We start from the raw sequence: 14,574 nt of genomic DNA on the forward strand, positions 1-14,574 counted from the left end.
ACAACCTGCACATGCGCAACAGCCTTGCCACACCCATCGTCGTGTTCGACATCGACGGCACATTGACCGACACCGTGGCCCTGCACCAGCGCGCGTTCGAAGCCGCGCTGCGCAGCTTCGACTTTCCGCGGCTGCGCACCCAGTGGGGCAGCTACCGACATCACTCGGACAGCGCCATCTTCAGGGAGGCGTGGGAAGAAGCCGGCTTCGACGGCGAGCCGCCGCTGCAACTGCTGGAGGCGCGCTACCAGCGTGAGTACGACGCGCTGTGCGACACCGACGCGAGCGAGGCCCGTGCGTGCGACGAGATCGCGGGCGCATCGCAGCTGCTGGCGCAGATCGCGCAGGCCGGCTGGATCGCCGCGTTCGCGACCGGCAGCCTGCGGCACGGCGCACACCGGAAGATGGCGCTGCTGGCGCATGCCTTCGACGCCGACCTGCTGGCCACCGCGTCGGAGCACGAGACCCGCGAAGACATCGTGCAGGCCGCCATCGACAAGGCACGCGCCAGGCACGGCGTGCCGGCCGGCGGCAGGGTGGTTTCCATCGGCGACGGCGTGTGGGACCTGCTCACCGCGCGGGCGCTGGGGCTGGAGTTCGTCGGCATCGGCGATGCGGACCGGGCGAAGCAGCTGGCGCAGATCGATGCCGACGTGGTCGTGCGGGGCGACCTGCGGGATGTGGGGCGGCTGCTCGGGTGCTACGACCCCGACGCAGGCGCCTGAAAGGTCATCGAGGAATCCAGCGGGGTCAGTCGGGTCAGCGCGTTCAGCGCACCTCGTCCGCCACCCGCACCGTATCCCGCCCGGCCTCCTTGGCCCTGAGCATGGCCAGGTCGGCCCGGTGCAGCGTCTGCAGCACCGATTCACCGTCGCGCAAAGACGCGATGCCGGCCGACACGGTCAGCTGCCCGTCGGGCCGGGGCACCGCTGCCAGCAGGCCGCGCAGTCGGTCCGCCAACTTGCGCGCGCCGTCTTCGCCCTGGTCGGGCAGCAGCACGCAGAACTCCTCGCCGCCCAGCCGACCGAACACGTCGCTGTCGCGCAGGGCGCGCTGCAGCACGCCCGACATGCCGCGCAGCACCGCATCGCCTGCCGCATGGCCGTGCGCGTCGTTGAGCCGCTTGAAATGGTCGATGTCCAGGTACAGCAGCGTCAGCGGCGCAGCCGTCGCGCGGGCGCGGGCCGCCGCGTCTTCGGCCTGCTGGAGAAAGTCGGCGCGGCTGCGCGCGCCCGTGAGCGTGTCGGTGACCGAAAGGCGGGCCAGCCGGTGCTCCTGGTCGAAGGCGCGGCGCTGGTAGTCCTGTATCCGCAGGTGGCTCACGAAGCTCGTCGCCAGCGCCATCGTCGCGAACAGCAGGCCGAACACGGTGTCGGTGCGGCTGGCCGTGTGGTCGAGCACGAAGGGCAGGAAGAAGGCATAGCAGGCGATCGCCCCACCGATCCACTGCGCCAGCGTGATCCAGAAGAAGCTGGTGGCCAGCACGATGATGGCCGCCGCCGGCACGAAGTACATCAGCGGCCGGTCGGTGCCCAGCGCGCCCAGGTAGCTGTTGAAGCTGACCGTGGCAATGGTCGCCATGCACGCCAGCCCGTAGCCGCGCACCGAGGGGGCACGCACGATGATCCAGGCGAACAGCGCGGTCATCGGCAGCAACAGCAGGCGCAGCCAGATGTATTCGGGCGTGGGAATCGCCAGCCGCGCCAGCACGGCGAGCAACGAGCCCAGCACCGCGGTCACGCCCATCTCGACGGCGGTGAGCTGCAGGCGCCTGCGGGTCTGGTCTCTGTAGGCTTCGCTCACTGTCCGTCTTTCGTCTGTGTCCAGAGCGTTGCATCCGGCGCCACGGCCGCATCCGCGTCGAGCGTGAACCTGTCGTGCAGCAGGCGCCAGCAACCGTAGGGCAGCTTGGCGCGCATGAAGTAGCTGCCGAAACCGCTGCCGCTCAGTTGCGGCGCCGTGCCCGCGTGCTGCTCCAGCACGATGGCCCGCCAGCGGCTCACGTCGAGCAGTTCGCCGGTCTTCGCGTTCCAGCCCAGGTCGACGGGCGCCGTCAGCACCTCGGGGCTGGCCGGCTGGCGGCGCGCGAGCGTGGCCACGTGCAGTTCGGGGTCCTTGAATGCGGGAATGCGCGTGATGGCCAGCAGCTCGAAGCCCGCGTTGATGAACTGGGGCCCGACGTCGGCAATCTGCAGGCCGAGCAGCGCCGCGAGCGCCCAATAGTCCGCATCGCCGTGCTCTAGCCGCGCCACGCAGGCGGCGGTGAAGGCCGGTGCATCGGCGCGCCAGGCCTTGGCGAAGGGCGCCATGCTGTTCTTCAGCAGGCCGACCTCGTGCATGGCACCCAGCACGTTGATGTGGTCGTCGACCGTGTCGCTGGTGGCCGCACATACCGCCGCGGCGGCCAGCGCCCAGCGGCCCTTGTCGGCGGCTTCGGCCGCGAGTTTGCTGAGTTTCTTTTGCATGGTGGAGACGTGGCGCGAAGCCGGGGAGCGCCGCATCGTTCAGGGAGACGCCATTGTCTTGCAACAAGTTTTATTTGTTGCAAAGGGGTTGTAGGACGTCTGGCCCCTTGAGGCGCACCCGGTGTGCGCGGAGCTGCTGGAGCAGATCGTCGACACCGCGCCCGGCAATGGCATCTACTGAAGACGCCGCTGGGGCGCGTGCGCGGGGCAACGCGCTACAAGCCCTTCCGCAAGCCGGAGCCGCCGGGCGCGTACTGATGCTGGCAGGAAGCGCAGCGCGCCCGCGTCACGTCCGCATCACGCCCGCCTCACGCCCGCCTCACGCCCGCCTCACGCCCAAATCAAGCGCGCTTCACTTGCCGAACAGGCGCATCAGGTGCTGCCACATGCGCAGGAAGAAGCCGGCGCGTTCCACGTCGGCCTGCGCCACCAGCGGCGTTTCCGCCACCTGCTTGCCGTTCGACTCCGCGACGATCTTGCCGATGACCGCGCCCTTGGCCACCGGTGCTTCCAGGTCGGCCTTGACCTGCACCGAGGTGCTCACCTTCTGGCCGCGCGGCACCGTGATGGTCCAGGGCGCGCCCAGGCCCGCGGCCACGGTGTCGGCCTTGCCGAAGGCGATCTTGGGCGACGCGACGACCGCCGTCGGCTCGATGGGCGTGGCCTTCTCGAAGTTGGCGTAGCCCCAGCCGAGCAGGGCGCGCGTTTCGTCCGCACGCGCCTGGGCGCTGTTGGTGTTCAGGATGACCGTGATCAGGCGCATGCCGTTGCGCTTGGACGAAGTGACCAGGCAAAAGCCGGCTTCCTGCGTGTGGCCGGTCTTCAGGCCGTCGACCGTGGGGTCGGTGTAGAGCAGCGCGTTGCGGTTGCCCTGCTTGATGTTGTTGTACTTGAACTCGCGCTCCGCGTAGATCGGGTAGTAGTCGGAGCTGTCGCGGATGATGGCGCGCGCCAGTATCGCGAGGTCGCGCGCGGACGACTTGTGGTCGGGGTCGGGCAGGCCCGTGGGGTTCACGAAGTGCGTGTGCGTCATGCCCAGGCGCTGGGCTTCGGCGTTCATGAGCTTGGCAAAGCCCTCTTCGGAGCCGGCCATGTGCTCGGCAATGGCCTTGGACGCGTCGTTGCCCGACTGGATGATGATGCCGCGCAGGATGTCGATCACCGTCGCCTGGCTGTTCAGCGGCAGGTACATGCAGGACTCGGTGCTCGAGCCGCGGCACCAGGCGTTCTGGCTGACCGACACCAGGTCGTCCTTCTTGAGCTTGCCCGAGCGCAGCGCCTGCTCCACCAGGAAGCTGGTCATCATCTTGGTGAGCGACGCGGGCGGCAGCGGCTCGTCGGGGTTGGCCGAGGCCAGCACCTCGCCCGAGTCGAAGTCCATCAGCAACCAGGCCTTGGCCGGCAGCGCGGGCGGGCCGCCGGCCACGGCGGTCTGTCCGGCCAGGGGGGCCGAGGCGGGCGCGGTGGCGGCCTTCTTCTGGGCGGCGGGCTTGGCGGCATGGGTGGCCGCGAAAGCGGTCGCGCCGGGAACCAGGGCACTGGCAGCGATTGCGAAGGCGAGCGGGAGGATGGAGGGAGTCTTGAATTGCATGGGGGTATGTGAGCGGACCGCGGTGCGGGCCGGGGGAGCGGACTGGGGATTTTGACGGATCGAAGGGGCTCGAGTGTGGTTGGAAGATCGAAATGCCAAGCGTAAGTTCGGCAACCAAGTGCGCAATGTCGAAATGACGACGGGGCCACGGCCCTGTCGATCAGGTCATTCGCTCCCTCGGCGCCGATTTTCAGTTGCGTTGCCCGTGTGCTGGCTTGGCCGGGGGGGCACGGCAAAATGCGATCTGCTGGCGACCTTCGGTCAGAAGTCAACCTCCAGCGCACAGCAGCGTCGAAGGGTTCTGGAGCCCTTCATATTCAAAACCCACCCCCCGCTCGTTCGAGATGCCGACCTTTCGCCATGGATAAATTCTTGCTGCAACAGCAGGTGCTGGAACGGCTCGCCGAAGACCTGCTGCAAGCCGAGCAGGCAGTGCAGGCGGCGCATGAAACGGCGACGCACGAAGAAAACATCGCCGAAAACAAATACGACACGTTGGGGCTCGAGGCCGCCTACCTGGCCACCGGCCAAGCTCGGCGCGCAGAAGCCATACGCCAGGCGATGGCCGATTGGCGCCGATTCCGCCCGCGTCCCTACGACGCCGTCAAAGGCATACAGCTCGGCGCGCTGGTCTGCCTGGTCGATTCCGACGACAGGCAGCAACAGCTCTTTCTCGGCCCGGATGGGGGCAGCATGCAGTTGGTCAGCGGCGCCCAGCTTGTTCAGGTCATCAGCAGCGAAGCCCCGTTGGCCAGGGCCATGCTGGGCAAATGCGAGGGCGATGAGGTGTCGCTACAGGTCGCTCCGGTCCGGCAGCAGTTCGAGGTGCTGCGGGTTCTCTAAGCCGCAAGCAGCGTGCGGCTCGCCACTTGGCCCCGCGTGCCTTCAGGAGCCCGACCCCGCGGAATCGCCCTGTGGCCGCTTCACGCACTCCACCTGCCGCGCCACGCCGGTCTTCTGGTTGCCTCCGATGATCTTCTTGACCTGGCCTGCCGGGCAGCGCCCGTCGTCGACGTAGACCACATCGCCCTGGCGCACGCTGCCCTGTGCCGGCATGGTCTTGAGCACCTCGACCGGCGCAGCCACGGCCGATGCCGCGCCGCAAATGAGCGCGCCGAAGAGCGCTGATCCCACCGCCGAAAAGACGGCGCCGCTCCAGCCGGTGTTCGCTGCTTTGCACTGTCTACGCATGGTCCGAGCCTTTCAAAAAGATGTTTTCACAAGATGCCCGCGATCCGCTCGCGCAGCCGCGGCGTCACGAAGTCCAGGAACGCGCGCAGCTTCAGCGGCAACGGCGCCTGTCCGGTGTGCACCAGGCTGACGGGCAAGGGCGCCGACTCGAACTCATCGAGCACGATGCGCAACGACTGTGCGCGCACGGCGTCCGCCACCTGGTAGGACAGCACGCGGATCAGCCCCACCCCCAGCGTTGCGGCGGCGATGGCGGCCTCCGCCGTGTTGACCGTCAACCGCGAGCGAACCGGCACCGACAGCGCCGACTTGCCCTCGCCGAAGGCCCAGGCGCGCATCGACGCCAGCACCTCGAAGGTGATGCAGTCGTGCGCCGCCACGTCCGCCGACACGTCCCGCGGCGCGGCCGGCACGCCGTGCGCCGCGAGGTACGCCGGGCTGGCGCACACCACGCGCCGCACCGTGCCCACGGTCGTCGCCATCAAGGTGCTGTCGGGCAACTGGCCGATGCGCACGGCCGCGTCGGCGTGCTCGTCCATCAGGTGCACCACGCGGTCGGTGAGCACCAGGCTGATGCCGATTTCGGGGTAGTGCGCGAGGAACTCCGCGACCACCGGCACCACGTGCAGCCGCCCGAACAGCTCCGACGCGGTCACCACCAGCTCGCCCTTGGGCGAGGCGTATTCCCCGGTCGCGGCGCGCTCGGCCTCGCCGATCTCCTCGAGGATGCGCCGGCACGCGGCCACGTACGAAATGCCGGCCTCGGTCAGCGACAGCTGCCGCGTGGTGCGGTGCAGCAGGCGCGTCTTCAGGTGCGCTTCCAGCTCCGCCACCTTGCGGCTGACCGTGGTCAGCGGCATGTCGAGCAGGCGCGCGGCGCCCGACAGGCTGCCCGCGTCGACGACCGCGACAAGGATGGACATGGCATCGAGACGGTTCATGCGTGGCTACCAAATTTCGGAAGAATCATTCCCGATCTTGAGGGATTCTCTTCATGCATGCAAACACCTAACCTGCAGCCGTGACCTCCTAAAAAACGCAGAGCGGCATTTCGCCGCAGCCGGAGGCACACAAGCCCAGGAGAGCGCCGTGACCGGCTCCACAACCATCGCATCCGCCAGTTCCCCAGCCCCCGCGGTCGCCTCGCGCGGCAAGATCGTCATGATGGCCGTGATCGCCGGCGCGGTGATCACCAACATCTACTGCACGCAGCCCATCCTGCCGCTGATCGCCTCGGGCATGAACGTGGGCGTGGCCCAGGTCGACCTGGTCGCCGGCTCGGCGCTGCTGGGCTTCGCGGTGGGGCTGGCGCTGCTGCTGCCGCTGGGCGACCGCTTCGACCGCCGCAAGCTGGTGCTGGGGCAGATCGTGGGCGCTTTCGTGTTCGCCTCGGCGGCGGCGCTGGCGCCCGGCATCTGGGCGCTGATCGCGGCGTCGTTCGCGCTCGGCATCGTCAGCTGCGTGCCGCAGCAGCTGGTGCCTTTCGCGGCCGTCATGTCGCTGCCCAGCGAGCGCGGTCGCTCGGTGGGCACGGTGGTCAGCGGCATCATGGTCGGCATCCTGCTGGGCCGCACCCTCAGCGGCGTGGTCGGCGCGGCCTGGGGCTGGCGCGCGGTGTACGGGATGGAGGCGGCTTTCATGGTGCCGGTGTGGATCGCTGCCGCCAGGCTGCTGCCGCGCGGCGTGCCGAGCACCGACCTGTCCTACGGCCGGCTGCTGGCCTCGCTCTGGCCGCTGGCGCGCGACCACCGGCCGATCCGCGAATCGATGATGGTGCAGGCGCTGCTGTGGGCCGGCTTCAATGCCTTCTGGGTGAACCTGGCGGCGCTGCTGGCCAGCGGCCCCTGGCACCTGGGCAGTGCCTGGGCGGGCGGCTTCGGCATCATCGGCGCGGCCGGCGCCATGGCCGCGTCGCTGGGGGGGCGCGCCACCGACAAGCTCGGGCCGCGCAGCGTGGTGGCTGCCAGCATCGGCATCGTGACGGTGGCCTTCCTGCTGCTGGCCGGCGCGGAACATTCGCTGGTGTTCCTGGTGATCGGCGTGGTGGTGCTCGACATCGGCGTGCAGTCGGGCCTGGTGTCCAACCAGACCCGCGCCTTCGCGGTCGACCCCAAGGCGCAGGGCCGCATCAACAGCCTGTACATGACCGCCACCTTCTCCGGCGGCGCCCTCGGCGTGATGGTCAGCGGCTGGCTCATGACGCGCTATGGCTGGCCGGGCATCGTGGTCTTCGGCGTGGCGCTGGGGCTCGCCGCGGCGGCGGTGCACTTCAGCGGCAGGGCGCGCCCGTCGGCACGCTGAGCCTCACACGGAGCGCGGCAGCAGGGCCGGCACCAGCTGCCGGTTGAGCTGCTTGACCCACCACTTCAGCGCCTCGCCCATCAGGCCCGTCTTCCAGCCCAGCCAGAACGCCTCCGGCGCGCGTGGCTCCTCGGTCTGCAGCTCGACCAGCGTGCCGCGCGCCAGCTCACCCTCGACGCAGGCGCGCGGCAGGAAGCCGTGTCCCAGCCCGGCGACCTGGCAGGCGATCTTCGCGACCATCGAAGGCACCGCGATGCGCGGCTGCCCTGCCAGCAGGCCGACGGTGCGGTCCGACAGCGTGCGCGCGCTGTCGCTCACCACGATGGCGTTGTGCTCCAGCAGGTCGCCGCGCTGCAGCGGCTGCTTCGCGCGCGCCAGCGCATGGGTGGGCGCCACGCAGAAGGCAAAGGCCAGGCTGCCCACCATCACCGCCTGGTAGCCGCCCCCCGCCGGTCCCTCGCCCGCGGCGATGACGATGTCGGCGCGCCCCTCGCGCAGCGCCTCCCAGCTGCCGGTGAGCGCCTCGCAGCCGATGCGCAGCCGCGTGCCGCAGCGCAGGTCTTCGAAGGCGCGCACGTCGTCGATGAGCGCCTGCGTGGGAATGAGCGAGTCGTGCACCAGCCGCAGCTCCGACTCGAAGCCCGTGGCGATCTGCCGCATGCGCGACTCCAGGTCGCTCGCTGCGCCCAGCAGCCAGCGCCCCTCCTTGAGCATTTCGCTGCCGGCGGCGGTGAGCGTCACGCGCGGGCCGTTGCGCTCGAACAGCTGCATGCCCAGCTGCTCCTCCAGCTTGCCGACCGCGTAAGAGATGGTGGAAGGCACCTTGTTCAGGCGCCCGGCGGCGGCGGCGAACGAGCCGTGGCGGTCGATGGCGTCCACCACCTCGATGGCTTCCAGGCTGAGCTTGAGCACGGCGGCTCCTTTGCAAAAAATGTGGGCTCGAATCGATGTTCGAAAAATTCGATCATAGACGCCAAAAGGTTTCGCCAACAGCCCCTGCATCAACGCCGAAGATTCGTCCCATGCCTCGGGGATTTCCTCCGAACACCATTGTGAATTCGATTGAATCAAATCGAACTCGAACATTGCAAAGGAACGAATCATGTTGGACATTCGCAGCGCCTCGAGCCGTGGAATCGCAGACTTCGGCTGGCTCAAGTCGCGCCACACCTTCTCGTTCGGCCACTACCACGACCCGGCGCAGGAAGGCTTCTCCGACCTGCTGGTCATCAACGACGACCGCGTGGCGCCCGGCCGCGGCTTCGGCACGCACCCGCACCGCGACATGGAAATCTTCTCGTACGTGCTCGACGGCGCGCTGGAGCACAAGGACTCCATGGGCACGGGCTCGGTCATTCGCCCCGGCGACGTGCAGATGATGAGCGCCGGCACCGGCGTGCGCCACAGCGAGTTCAACTCGTCGGCCACCGACCCGCTGCACTTCCTGCAGATCTGGATCGTGCCCGGCGCCAAGGGCGTGGCGCCGCGCTACCAGCAGGTGCACTTCGCGCCGCAGGAAAAGCGCGGCCGGCTGCGCCTGATCATTTCGCCGGAAGGCACCGACGGCTCGCTCGCCGTGCACCAGGACGCCCGCGTGTACGCCGGCCTGTTCGAAGGCGACGAAGCTGCCTCGCTGGCGTTCGGCCCCGGGCGCAACGCCTATGTGCACGTGGCGCGCGGCAGCGTGGAGGTCGACGGCCAGCGCATGGCCGAAGGCGACGGCGCCCGGGTGCGCGACGCCCGGCAACTGACGCTGGCACGCGGCGAAGGCGCCGAGGTGCTGGTGTTCGACCTGCGCCCCAACGAGCTGCCCGCCTTCTGAGCGGCGGCAAATGTCCAAACGGCCTCATTAATCGACAAGACACGCACCCTCGGTGAAACGAGGATGCACGCCACGGGGCGATGCCCCATTGCCCCCCCTCCATTTTTTCTTTTCTTTCTTTCACTCACCTCGTTCAAGGAGTCATCTCATGTCCATCCAAGCCACCCCCACCGCCGGCGCCAAGCTCCTCACCCCCAAGGACCACACGCTGGTGATGATCGACTTCCAGTCGCAGATGGCCTTCGCCACGCACTCCATCGAGGCGATCACGCTGCGCAACAACGCCGCGCTGGTGGCCAACGCGGCCGCCGGCTTCGGCGTGTCGACCATCCTCACCACGGTGGCCGAGAAGAGCTTCTCGGGCCCGATGTTCAGCGAGATCACCGACGCCTTCCCGGGCCAGAAGATGCTCGACCGCACCTCCATGAACACCTGGGAAGACGCGGCCGTCATCGCCCGCGTCAACGAGATCGGCAAGCCGCGCATCGTGCTGTCGGGCCTGTGGACCGGCGTGTGCATCGTGGGCCCGGCGCTGTCGGCCATCGACCAGGGCTTCGAGGTGTTCGTGATTGCCGACGCCTGCGGCGACGTGTCCGCCGAGGCGCACAACCGCGCCATGGACCGCATGGTGCAGGCCGGCGCGCAGCCCATGACCTCGCTGCAGTACCTGCTCGAGTTGCAACGCGACTGGGCCCGCACCGACACCTACGAGATGACCACCGGCATCGCGAAGAAGTTCGGCGGCGCCTACGGCCTGGGCGTGACCTACGCCAAGACCATGTTCGGCGCGCACGAAGGCTGAAACCCGCGGTGACGAAGATGAAGCCCTACGTCCTGTCGCTTGCGCTCGGCCTGCTGGTCGGCGTGATCTACGCACTGTTCCAGGTGCGCTCGCCGGCGCCGCCGGTCATCGCCCTGGTGGGGCTTCTGGGAATCCTGCTCGGCGAGCAGGTCCCGCCGCTCATCAAGAGCGTGCTCAAGCCGCAGGCCACGGCGACCTCGTGGCTGCACCACCAGGTGAAGCCGCACGTGTTCGGCGAACTGCCGCAGTGCGCCAAGACCGAACCGGGCGCCGCGCCGCGCAAGGAAGCATGAGCGATCCACTCGACGAACAACGCCGCCGGCTGTGCCTCGGCACGCTCGGCGCCGCGGCCCTTGCCGGGACGGCAAGCGCCCAGGCCGCCGGGACGGCAACGGCCCAGGCCGCCGGCACGGCAAGCGCCCCCACCAACGCCCGAAAGACTTCCCACATGTCCGGCACCCAGACACCCGATCTCATCCTCCACAACGGCCGCTTCACCACCCTGGACCGCGCCAACCCCACGGCCAGCGCCGTGGCCATCAAGGACGGCCGCTTCCTGCGCGTGGGCCGCGGCGAAGACGTGCTGCCGCTGGCCGGCAGCGCCACCCGCGTGGTCGACCTGCAGGGCAAGACCGTGCTGCCCGGTCTCATCGACAACCACCTGCACATCATTCGCGGCGGGCTCAACTACAACCTCGAACTGCGCTGGGACGGCGTGCGCAGCCTGGCCGACGCCATGGGCATGCTCAAGCGGCAGGTGGCCATCACGCCGGCGCCGCAATGGGTGCGCGTGGTGGGCGGCTTCACCGAGCACCAGTTCGCCGAGAAGCGCCTGCCGACCATCGAAGAGCTGAACGCCGTGGCGCCCGACACGCCCGTGTTCATCCTGCACCTGTACGACCGCGCGCTGCTCAACGGCGCCGCCATGCGCGCCGTGGGCTACACGCGCGACACGCCCGCGCCGCCCGGCGGCGAGATCGTGCGCGACAGCGCCGGCAACCCCACCGGGCTGCTGCTGGCCAAGCCCAACGCGTCCATCCTGTACGCCACGCTGGCCAAGGGCCCGAAGCTGCCGCTGGACTACCAGGTCAACTCCACGCGCCACTTCATGCGCGAGCTCAACCGCCTGGGCGTCACCGGCGCCATCGACGCGGGCGGCGGCTTCCAGAACTACCCCGACGACTACCAGGTGATCCAGCAGCTGGCCGACGCCGGCCAGCTCACCATTCGCCTGGCCTACAACCTGTTCACGCAGAAGCCCAAGCAGGAAAAGCAGGACTTCCTGAACTGGACGGCCACCTCCAAATACAAGCAGGGCGACGACTACTTCCGCCACAACGGCGCGGGCGAGATGCTGGTGTTCTCGGCCGCCGACTTCGAAGACTTCCGCCAGCCCCGCCCCGACATGGCGCCCGAGATGGAAGGCGAGCTCGAAGAGGTGGTGCGCGTGCTGGCGCAAAACCGCTGGCCCTGGCGCCTGCACGCCACGTACGACGAAACCATCGAGCGCGCGCTCGACGTGTTTGAAAAGGTCAACCAGGACACACCGCTGGCCGGCCTGAACTGGTTTTTCGACCACTGCGAAACCATTTCCGAGAAGTCGATCGACCGCATCGCCGCGCTGGGCGGCGGAATTGCCGTGCAGCACCGCATGGCCTACCAGGGCGAGTATTTCGTGGAGCGCTACGGCGCCGGCGCGGCCGAGGCCACGCCGCCCGTGAAGCGCATGCTGGAGAAGGGCGTGAACGTGTCCGCCGGCACCGACGCCACGCGCGTGGCCTCGTACAACCCGTGGGTGTCGCTGTCGTGGCTGGTCACGGGGCGCACCGTGGGCGGCATGCAGCTGTACCCGCAGCGCAACTGCGTCGACCGCGAGACCGCGCTGCGCATGTGGACCGAAAAGGTCACCTGGTTCTCCAACGAGGTCGGCAAGAAGGGCCGCATCGAGGCCGGCCAGCTGGCCGACCTGATCGTGCCCGACCGCGACTTCTTCGGCTGCGCCGAATCGGACATTGCCGACACCACCGCGCTGCTGACCATGGTGGGCGGCAAGATCGTCTACGGCGCCGGCCCGTTCGCGCCGCTGGACGAAGGCACGCCCCCCGCGGCCATGCCCGACTGGTCGCCCGCGCGCACCTTCGGCGGCTATGCCGGCTGGGCCGACACGAAGGAGGGCGCTCCGCTGCAGAAGGTGATGCGCCAGGCGGCCGCCGCCTGCGCCTGCGCCAACGACTGCTACGTGCACGGCCACCAGCACGCCACCGCCTGGAGCAGCAAGCTGCCCATTGCCGACCTGAAGAGCTTCTGGGGCGCGCTCGGCTGCGCGTGCTGGGCGGTATGACGATGCGCTGGAACAACTCTCCCTTGGCCTCGCCCCTGACCTCTGCGGCGCTGCGCTGGTTCGCGCTGCTGCTGCTGTGCGCCGCCTACCTGCAGGGCGGCTTCAACAAGGCCACCGACTTCGCCTCGGCCATCGCCGAGATGAACCACTTCGGCGTGTCGCCCGCGGCGCCGATGGCGCTGGCCGTCATCGTGCTGGAGCTGGGCGCCTCGGCGCTCATCCTCACGGGCTTCTACCGCTGGCTGGGCGCGCTGGCGCTGGGCGCGTTCACGCTGTTCGCCACCTTCGTGGCGCTGCGTTTCTGGGAAATGCCGGTGGGGCAGGGCCGCTTCATGGCCGCGAACTCGTTCTTCGAGCACCTCGGGCTGGTCGGCGGCTTCGTGCTGGTGGCATGGCATGACCTGAAGGAGCGTGCGAATGGCTGAGCACGCGCACTCCGCATCGCCTGCTGCGCCGGCAACGCCCGTGGCCCCGGCCAAGGCCGCCAGCAGCTTCGCCCCGCTGCGCCAGCCGGTCTTCGCCGTGCTGTGGGCGGCCACCGTGCTGGGCAACATCGGCAGCTTCATGCGCGACGTGGCCAGCTCGTGGCTGGTGACCGACCTGTCGGCCAGCCCGACGGCGGTGGCCCTCATTCAAACCGCGGCCACGCTGCCGATCTTCCTGCTGGCCATTCCGGCGGGCGTGCTGTCGGACATCCTCGACCGCCGGCGCTTCCTGATCTTCGTGCAGCTGGTGCTGGCCAGCGTGAGCGGCACGCTGCTGGTGCTGTCGCACACCGGCAACCTCACGGTGGAGTACCTGATCGCGCTGACCTTCGTCGGCGGCATCGGCGCGGCGCTGATGGGGCCGACCTGGCAGTCGATCGTGCCCGAGCTGGTGCCGCGCGCGGACCTGAAGAGCGCGGTGGCGCTCAACTCGCTGGGCATCAACATCGCGCGTTCCATCGGGCCGGCCGCGGGCGGGCTGATTCTCGCGAGCTTCGGCGCGGCCATGACCTACGGCGCCGACGTGCTGAGCTATGTGTTCGTCATCGCGGCGCTGCTGTGGTGGAAGCGCCCGGCGGCGGTGGACAGCGGCTTGTCGGAGAACTTTCTCGGCGCCTTCCGTGCCGGGCTGCGCTACACGCGCGCCAGCAAGGAGCTGCACAGGGTGCTGTTGCGCGCGGCCGTGTTCTTCCTGTTCGCGAGCTCGGTGTGGGCGCTGCTGCCGCTGGTGGCGCGCCAGATGCTGGGCGGCACCGCCGGCTTCTACGGCGTGCTGCTGGGCGCGGTGGGCGCGGGCGCCATCGCCGGCGCGCTGGTGATGCCGCGGCTGCGCGCGAGGCTGGACGCCGACGGCCTGGTGCTGCTGGCCTCGGTGATCACCGCCGCCGTGATGGGCGCGCTGGTGTTCGCGCCGCCCAAATGGCTGGCCGTGCTGCTGCTGTTGCTGCTGGGCCTGGGCTGGATCATTGCGCTGACCACGCTCAACGGCGTGGCGCAGGCCATCTTGCCGAACTGGGTGCGCGGGCGCGGGCTGGCCGTGTACCTCACGGTGTTCAACGGCGCCATGGCCGCCGGCAGCCTGGGCTGGGGCCTGGTCGCGCAGGAAATCGGCGTGCCCTACACACTGGTGGCCGGCGCGGTCGGCCTGGTGATCGTGGCGCTGCTGTTCCACCGTGCGCGGCTGCCCACGGGCGAGTCGGACCTGCAGGCCTCCAACCACTGGCCCGAGCCGCTGGTGGCCGAGCCCATCGCGCACGACCGCGGCCCCGTGATGATCCAGGTCGAATACCGCATCCGCAAGGAAGACCGCCCGGCCTTCCTCGACGCGATGAAACGCCTGTCGCTGGAGCGCCGCCGCGACGGCGCCTACGCCTGGGGCGTGACCGAGCACACCGGCGACGCCGAGCGCGTGATGGAGTGGTTCCTGGTCGAGTCGTGGGCCGAGCACCTGCGCCAGCACCACCGCGTGTCGCATGCCGACGCCGACCTGCAAAGCGAGGCCGTGCGCTTCCACATCGGGCCGGAGAAGCCCGTGGTGCACCACTTTCTTTCGCTCTGATTTCCCTCTGATTTCCTT

The 14,574-nt window shown here is 69.1% G+C and carries 15 protein-coding genes; 9 read left to right on the forward strand and 6 right to left on the reverse strand.

Annotated features, from left to right (window positions below; genetic code table 11):
- Positions 1–11: 11 nt before the first annotated feature.
- On the forward strand, positions 12–725 hold the full coding sequence (locus AB6807_RS13810; protein WP_371085010.1) for an HAD family hydrolase: 714 nt from the start codon (positions 12–14) through the stop codon (positions 723–725).
- A gap of 43 nt (positions 726–768) precedes the next feature.
- On the opposite strand, the gene AB6807_RS13815 is transcribed toward AB6807_RS13810, so the two are convergent.
- The 3 genes from AB6807_RS13815 to AB6807_RS13825 form a co-directional block, all read right to left on the reverse strand.
- A complete protein-coding gene (locus tag AB6807_RS13815) occupies positions 769–1,803 on the reverse strand; it encodes a diguanylate cyclase (RefSeq protein WP_371085011.1) in 1,035 nt (344 codons plus the stop codon).
- Positions 1,800–2,465, reverse strand: coding sequence for a hypothetical protein (locus AB6807_RS13820; RefSeq protein ID WP_371085012.1), 666 nt, complete (start codon positions 2,463–2,465; stop codon positions 1,800–1,802). Before AB6807_RS13820 ends, AB6807_RS13815 begins: the two co-directional genes overlap by 4 nt.
- Before the next feature lie 352 nt (positions 2,466–2,817).
- Entirely contained in the window at positions 2,818–4,056 is a 1,239-nt protein-coding gene (locus AB6807_RS13825; protein ID WP_116911365.1) for a D-alanyl-D-alanine carboxypeptidase family protein, read from the reverse strand.
- A 360-nt stretch (positions 4,057–4,416) separates the two neighbouring features.
- On the opposite strand from AB6807_RS13825, the gene AB6807_RS13830 reads away from it, so the two are divergent.
- Positions 4,417–4,899 (forward strand): GreA/GreB family elongation factor, encoded by a 483-nt coding sequence (locus AB6807_RS13830; RefSeq protein ID WP_116911364.1) that lies wholly within the window; start codon positions 4,417–4,419, stop codon positions 4,897–4,899.
- Positions 4,900–4,941: 42 nt separating this feature from the next.
- Here the strand turns inward: AB6807_RS13830 and AB6807_RS13835 are convergent, their stop codons facing one another.
- Positions 4,942–5,247, reverse strand: a complete 306-nt coding sequence (locus tag AB6807_RS13835) for a DUF6719 family protein (protein ID WP_371085013.1) — start codon at positions 5,245–5,247, stop codon at positions 4,942–4,944.
- 26 nt (positions 5,248–5,273) lie between these two features.
- A complete protein-coding gene (locus AB6807_RS13840) occupies positions 5,274–6,188 on the reverse strand; it encodes a LysR family transcriptional regulator (RefSeq protein ID WP_371085014.1) in 915 nt (304 codons plus the stop codon).
- Positions 6,189–6,336: 148 nt separating this feature from the next.
- On the opposite strand from AB6807_RS13840, the gene AB6807_RS13845 reads away from it, so the two are divergent.
- A complete protein-coding gene (locus AB6807_RS13845; RefSeq protein WP_371085015.1) occupies positions 6,337–7,548 on the forward strand; it encodes an MFS transporter in 1,212 nt (403 codons plus the stop codon).
- 3 nt (positions 7,549–7,551) lie between these two features.
- Here AB6807_RS13845 and AB6807_RS13850 read toward each other — a convergent pair whose 3' ends face one another.
- Entirely contained in the window at positions 7,552–8,460 is a 909-nt protein-coding gene (locus AB6807_RS13850; RefSeq protein ID WP_371085016.1) for a LysR family transcriptional regulator, read from the reverse strand.
- Between the two features lie 190 nt (positions 8,461–8,650).
- Here AB6807_RS13850 and AB6807_RS13855 point away from each other — a divergent pair, with 190 nt between their 5' ends.
- The 6 genes from AB6807_RS13855 to AB6807_RS13880 all read left to right on the forward strand — a co-directional run bounded on the left by AB6807_RS13855 (position 8,651) and on the right by AB6807_RS13880 (position 14,556).
- Positions 8,651–9,370: a pirin family protein gene (locus AB6807_RS13855; RefSeq protein WP_371085017.1), complete on the forward strand. Its 720-nt coding sequence runs from the start codon at positions 8,651–8,653 to the stop codon at positions 9,368–9,370.
- 148 nt (positions 9,371–9,518) lie between these two features.
- On the forward strand, positions 9,519–10,172 hold the full coding sequence (locus AB6807_RS13860) for a hydrolase (RefSeq protein ID WP_116911360.1): 654 nt from the start codon (positions 9,519–9,521) through the stop codon (positions 10,170–10,172).
- Between the two features lie 17 nt (positions 10,173–10,189).
- The gene (locus AB6807_RS13865; protein WP_116911359.1) at positions 10,190–10,465 is read left to right on the forward strand and encodes a DUF1427 family protein; all 276 of its coding nucleotides are present in this window, start codon (positions 10,190–10,192) and stop codon (positions 10,463–10,465) included.
- 155 nt (positions 10,466–10,620) lie between these two features.
- Complete coding sequence (locus tag AB6807_RS13870; protein ID WP_371085186.1) at positions 10,621–12,513, forward strand: amidohydrolase; 1,893 nt, start codon at positions 10,621–10,623, stop codon at positions 12,511–12,513.
- A gap of 2 nt (positions 12,514–12,515) precedes the next feature.
- Positions 12,516–12,938: a DoxX family protein gene (locus AB6807_RS13875; protein WP_371085018.1), complete on the forward strand. Its 423-nt coding sequence runs from the start codon at positions 12,516–12,518 to the stop codon at positions 12,936–12,938.
- A complete protein-coding gene (locus tag AB6807_RS13880) occupies positions 12,931–14,556 on the forward strand; it encodes an MFS transporter (protein ID WP_371085019.1) in 1,626 nt (541 codons plus the stop codon). Before AB6807_RS13875 ends, AB6807_RS13880 begins: the two co-directional genes overlap by 8 nt.
- The last annotated feature ends 18 nt before the right edge of the window (positions 14,557–14,574 follow it).

This window comes from Variovorax sp. RCC_210 (genome assembly GCF_041355175.1).
Classification (GTDB): Bacteria; Pseudomonadota; Gammaproteobacteria; order Burkholderiales; family Burkholderiaceae_C; genus Variovorax.

Bases quoted from the DNA above. Each gene is read 5' to 3' on its own strand.
- AB6807_RS13820 (WP_371085012.1), bottom strand. From the start codon at position 2,465: ATGCAAAAGAAACTCAGCAAACTCGCGGCCGAAGCCGCCGACAAGGGC.
- AB6807_RS13875 (WP_371085018.1), top strand. From the start codon at position 12,516: ATGCGCTGGAACAACTCTCCCTTGGCCTCGCCCCTGACCTCTGCGGCG.
- AB6807_RS13835 (WP_371085013.1), bottom strand. From the start codon at position 5,247: ATGCGTAGACAGTGCAAAGCAGCGAACACCGGCTGGAGCGGCGCCGTC.
- AB6807_RS13810 (WP_371085010.1), top strand. From the start codon at position 12: ATGCGCAACAGCCTTGCCACACCCATCGTCGTGTTCGACATCGACGGC.
- AB6807_RS13825 (WP_116911365.1), bottom strand. From the start codon at position 4,056: ATGCAATTCAAGACTCCCTCCATCCTCCCGCTCGCCTTCGCAATCGCT.
- AB6807_RS13865 (WP_116911359.1), top strand. From the start codon at position 10,190: ATGAAGCCCTACGTCCTGTCGCTTGCGCTCGGCCTGCTGGTCGGCGTG.
- AB6807_RS13860 (WP_116911360.1), top strand. From the start codon at position 9,519: ATGTCCATCCAAGCCACCCCCACCGCCGGCGCCAAGCTCCTCACCCCC.
- AB6807_RS13880 (WP_371085019.1), top strand. From the start codon at position 12,931: ATGGCTGAGCACGCGCACTCCGCATCGCCTGCTGCGCCGGCAACGCCC.
- AB6807_RS13830 (WP_116911364.1), top strand. From the start codon at position 4,417: ATGGATAAATTCTTGCTGCAACAGCAGGTGCTGGAACGGCTCGCCGAA.
- AB6807_RS13855 (WP_371085017.1), top strand. From the start codon at position 8,651: ATGTTGGACATTCGCAGCGCCTCGAGCCGTGGAATCGCAGACTTCGGC.
- AB6807_RS13870 (WP_371085186.1), top strand. From the start codon at position 10,621: ATGTCCGGCACCCAGACACCCGATCTCATCCTCCACAACGGCCGCTTC.
- AB6807_RS13840 (WP_371085014.1), bottom strand. From the start codon at position 6,188: ATGAACCGTCTCGATGCCATGTCCATCCTTGTCGCGGTCGTCGACGCG.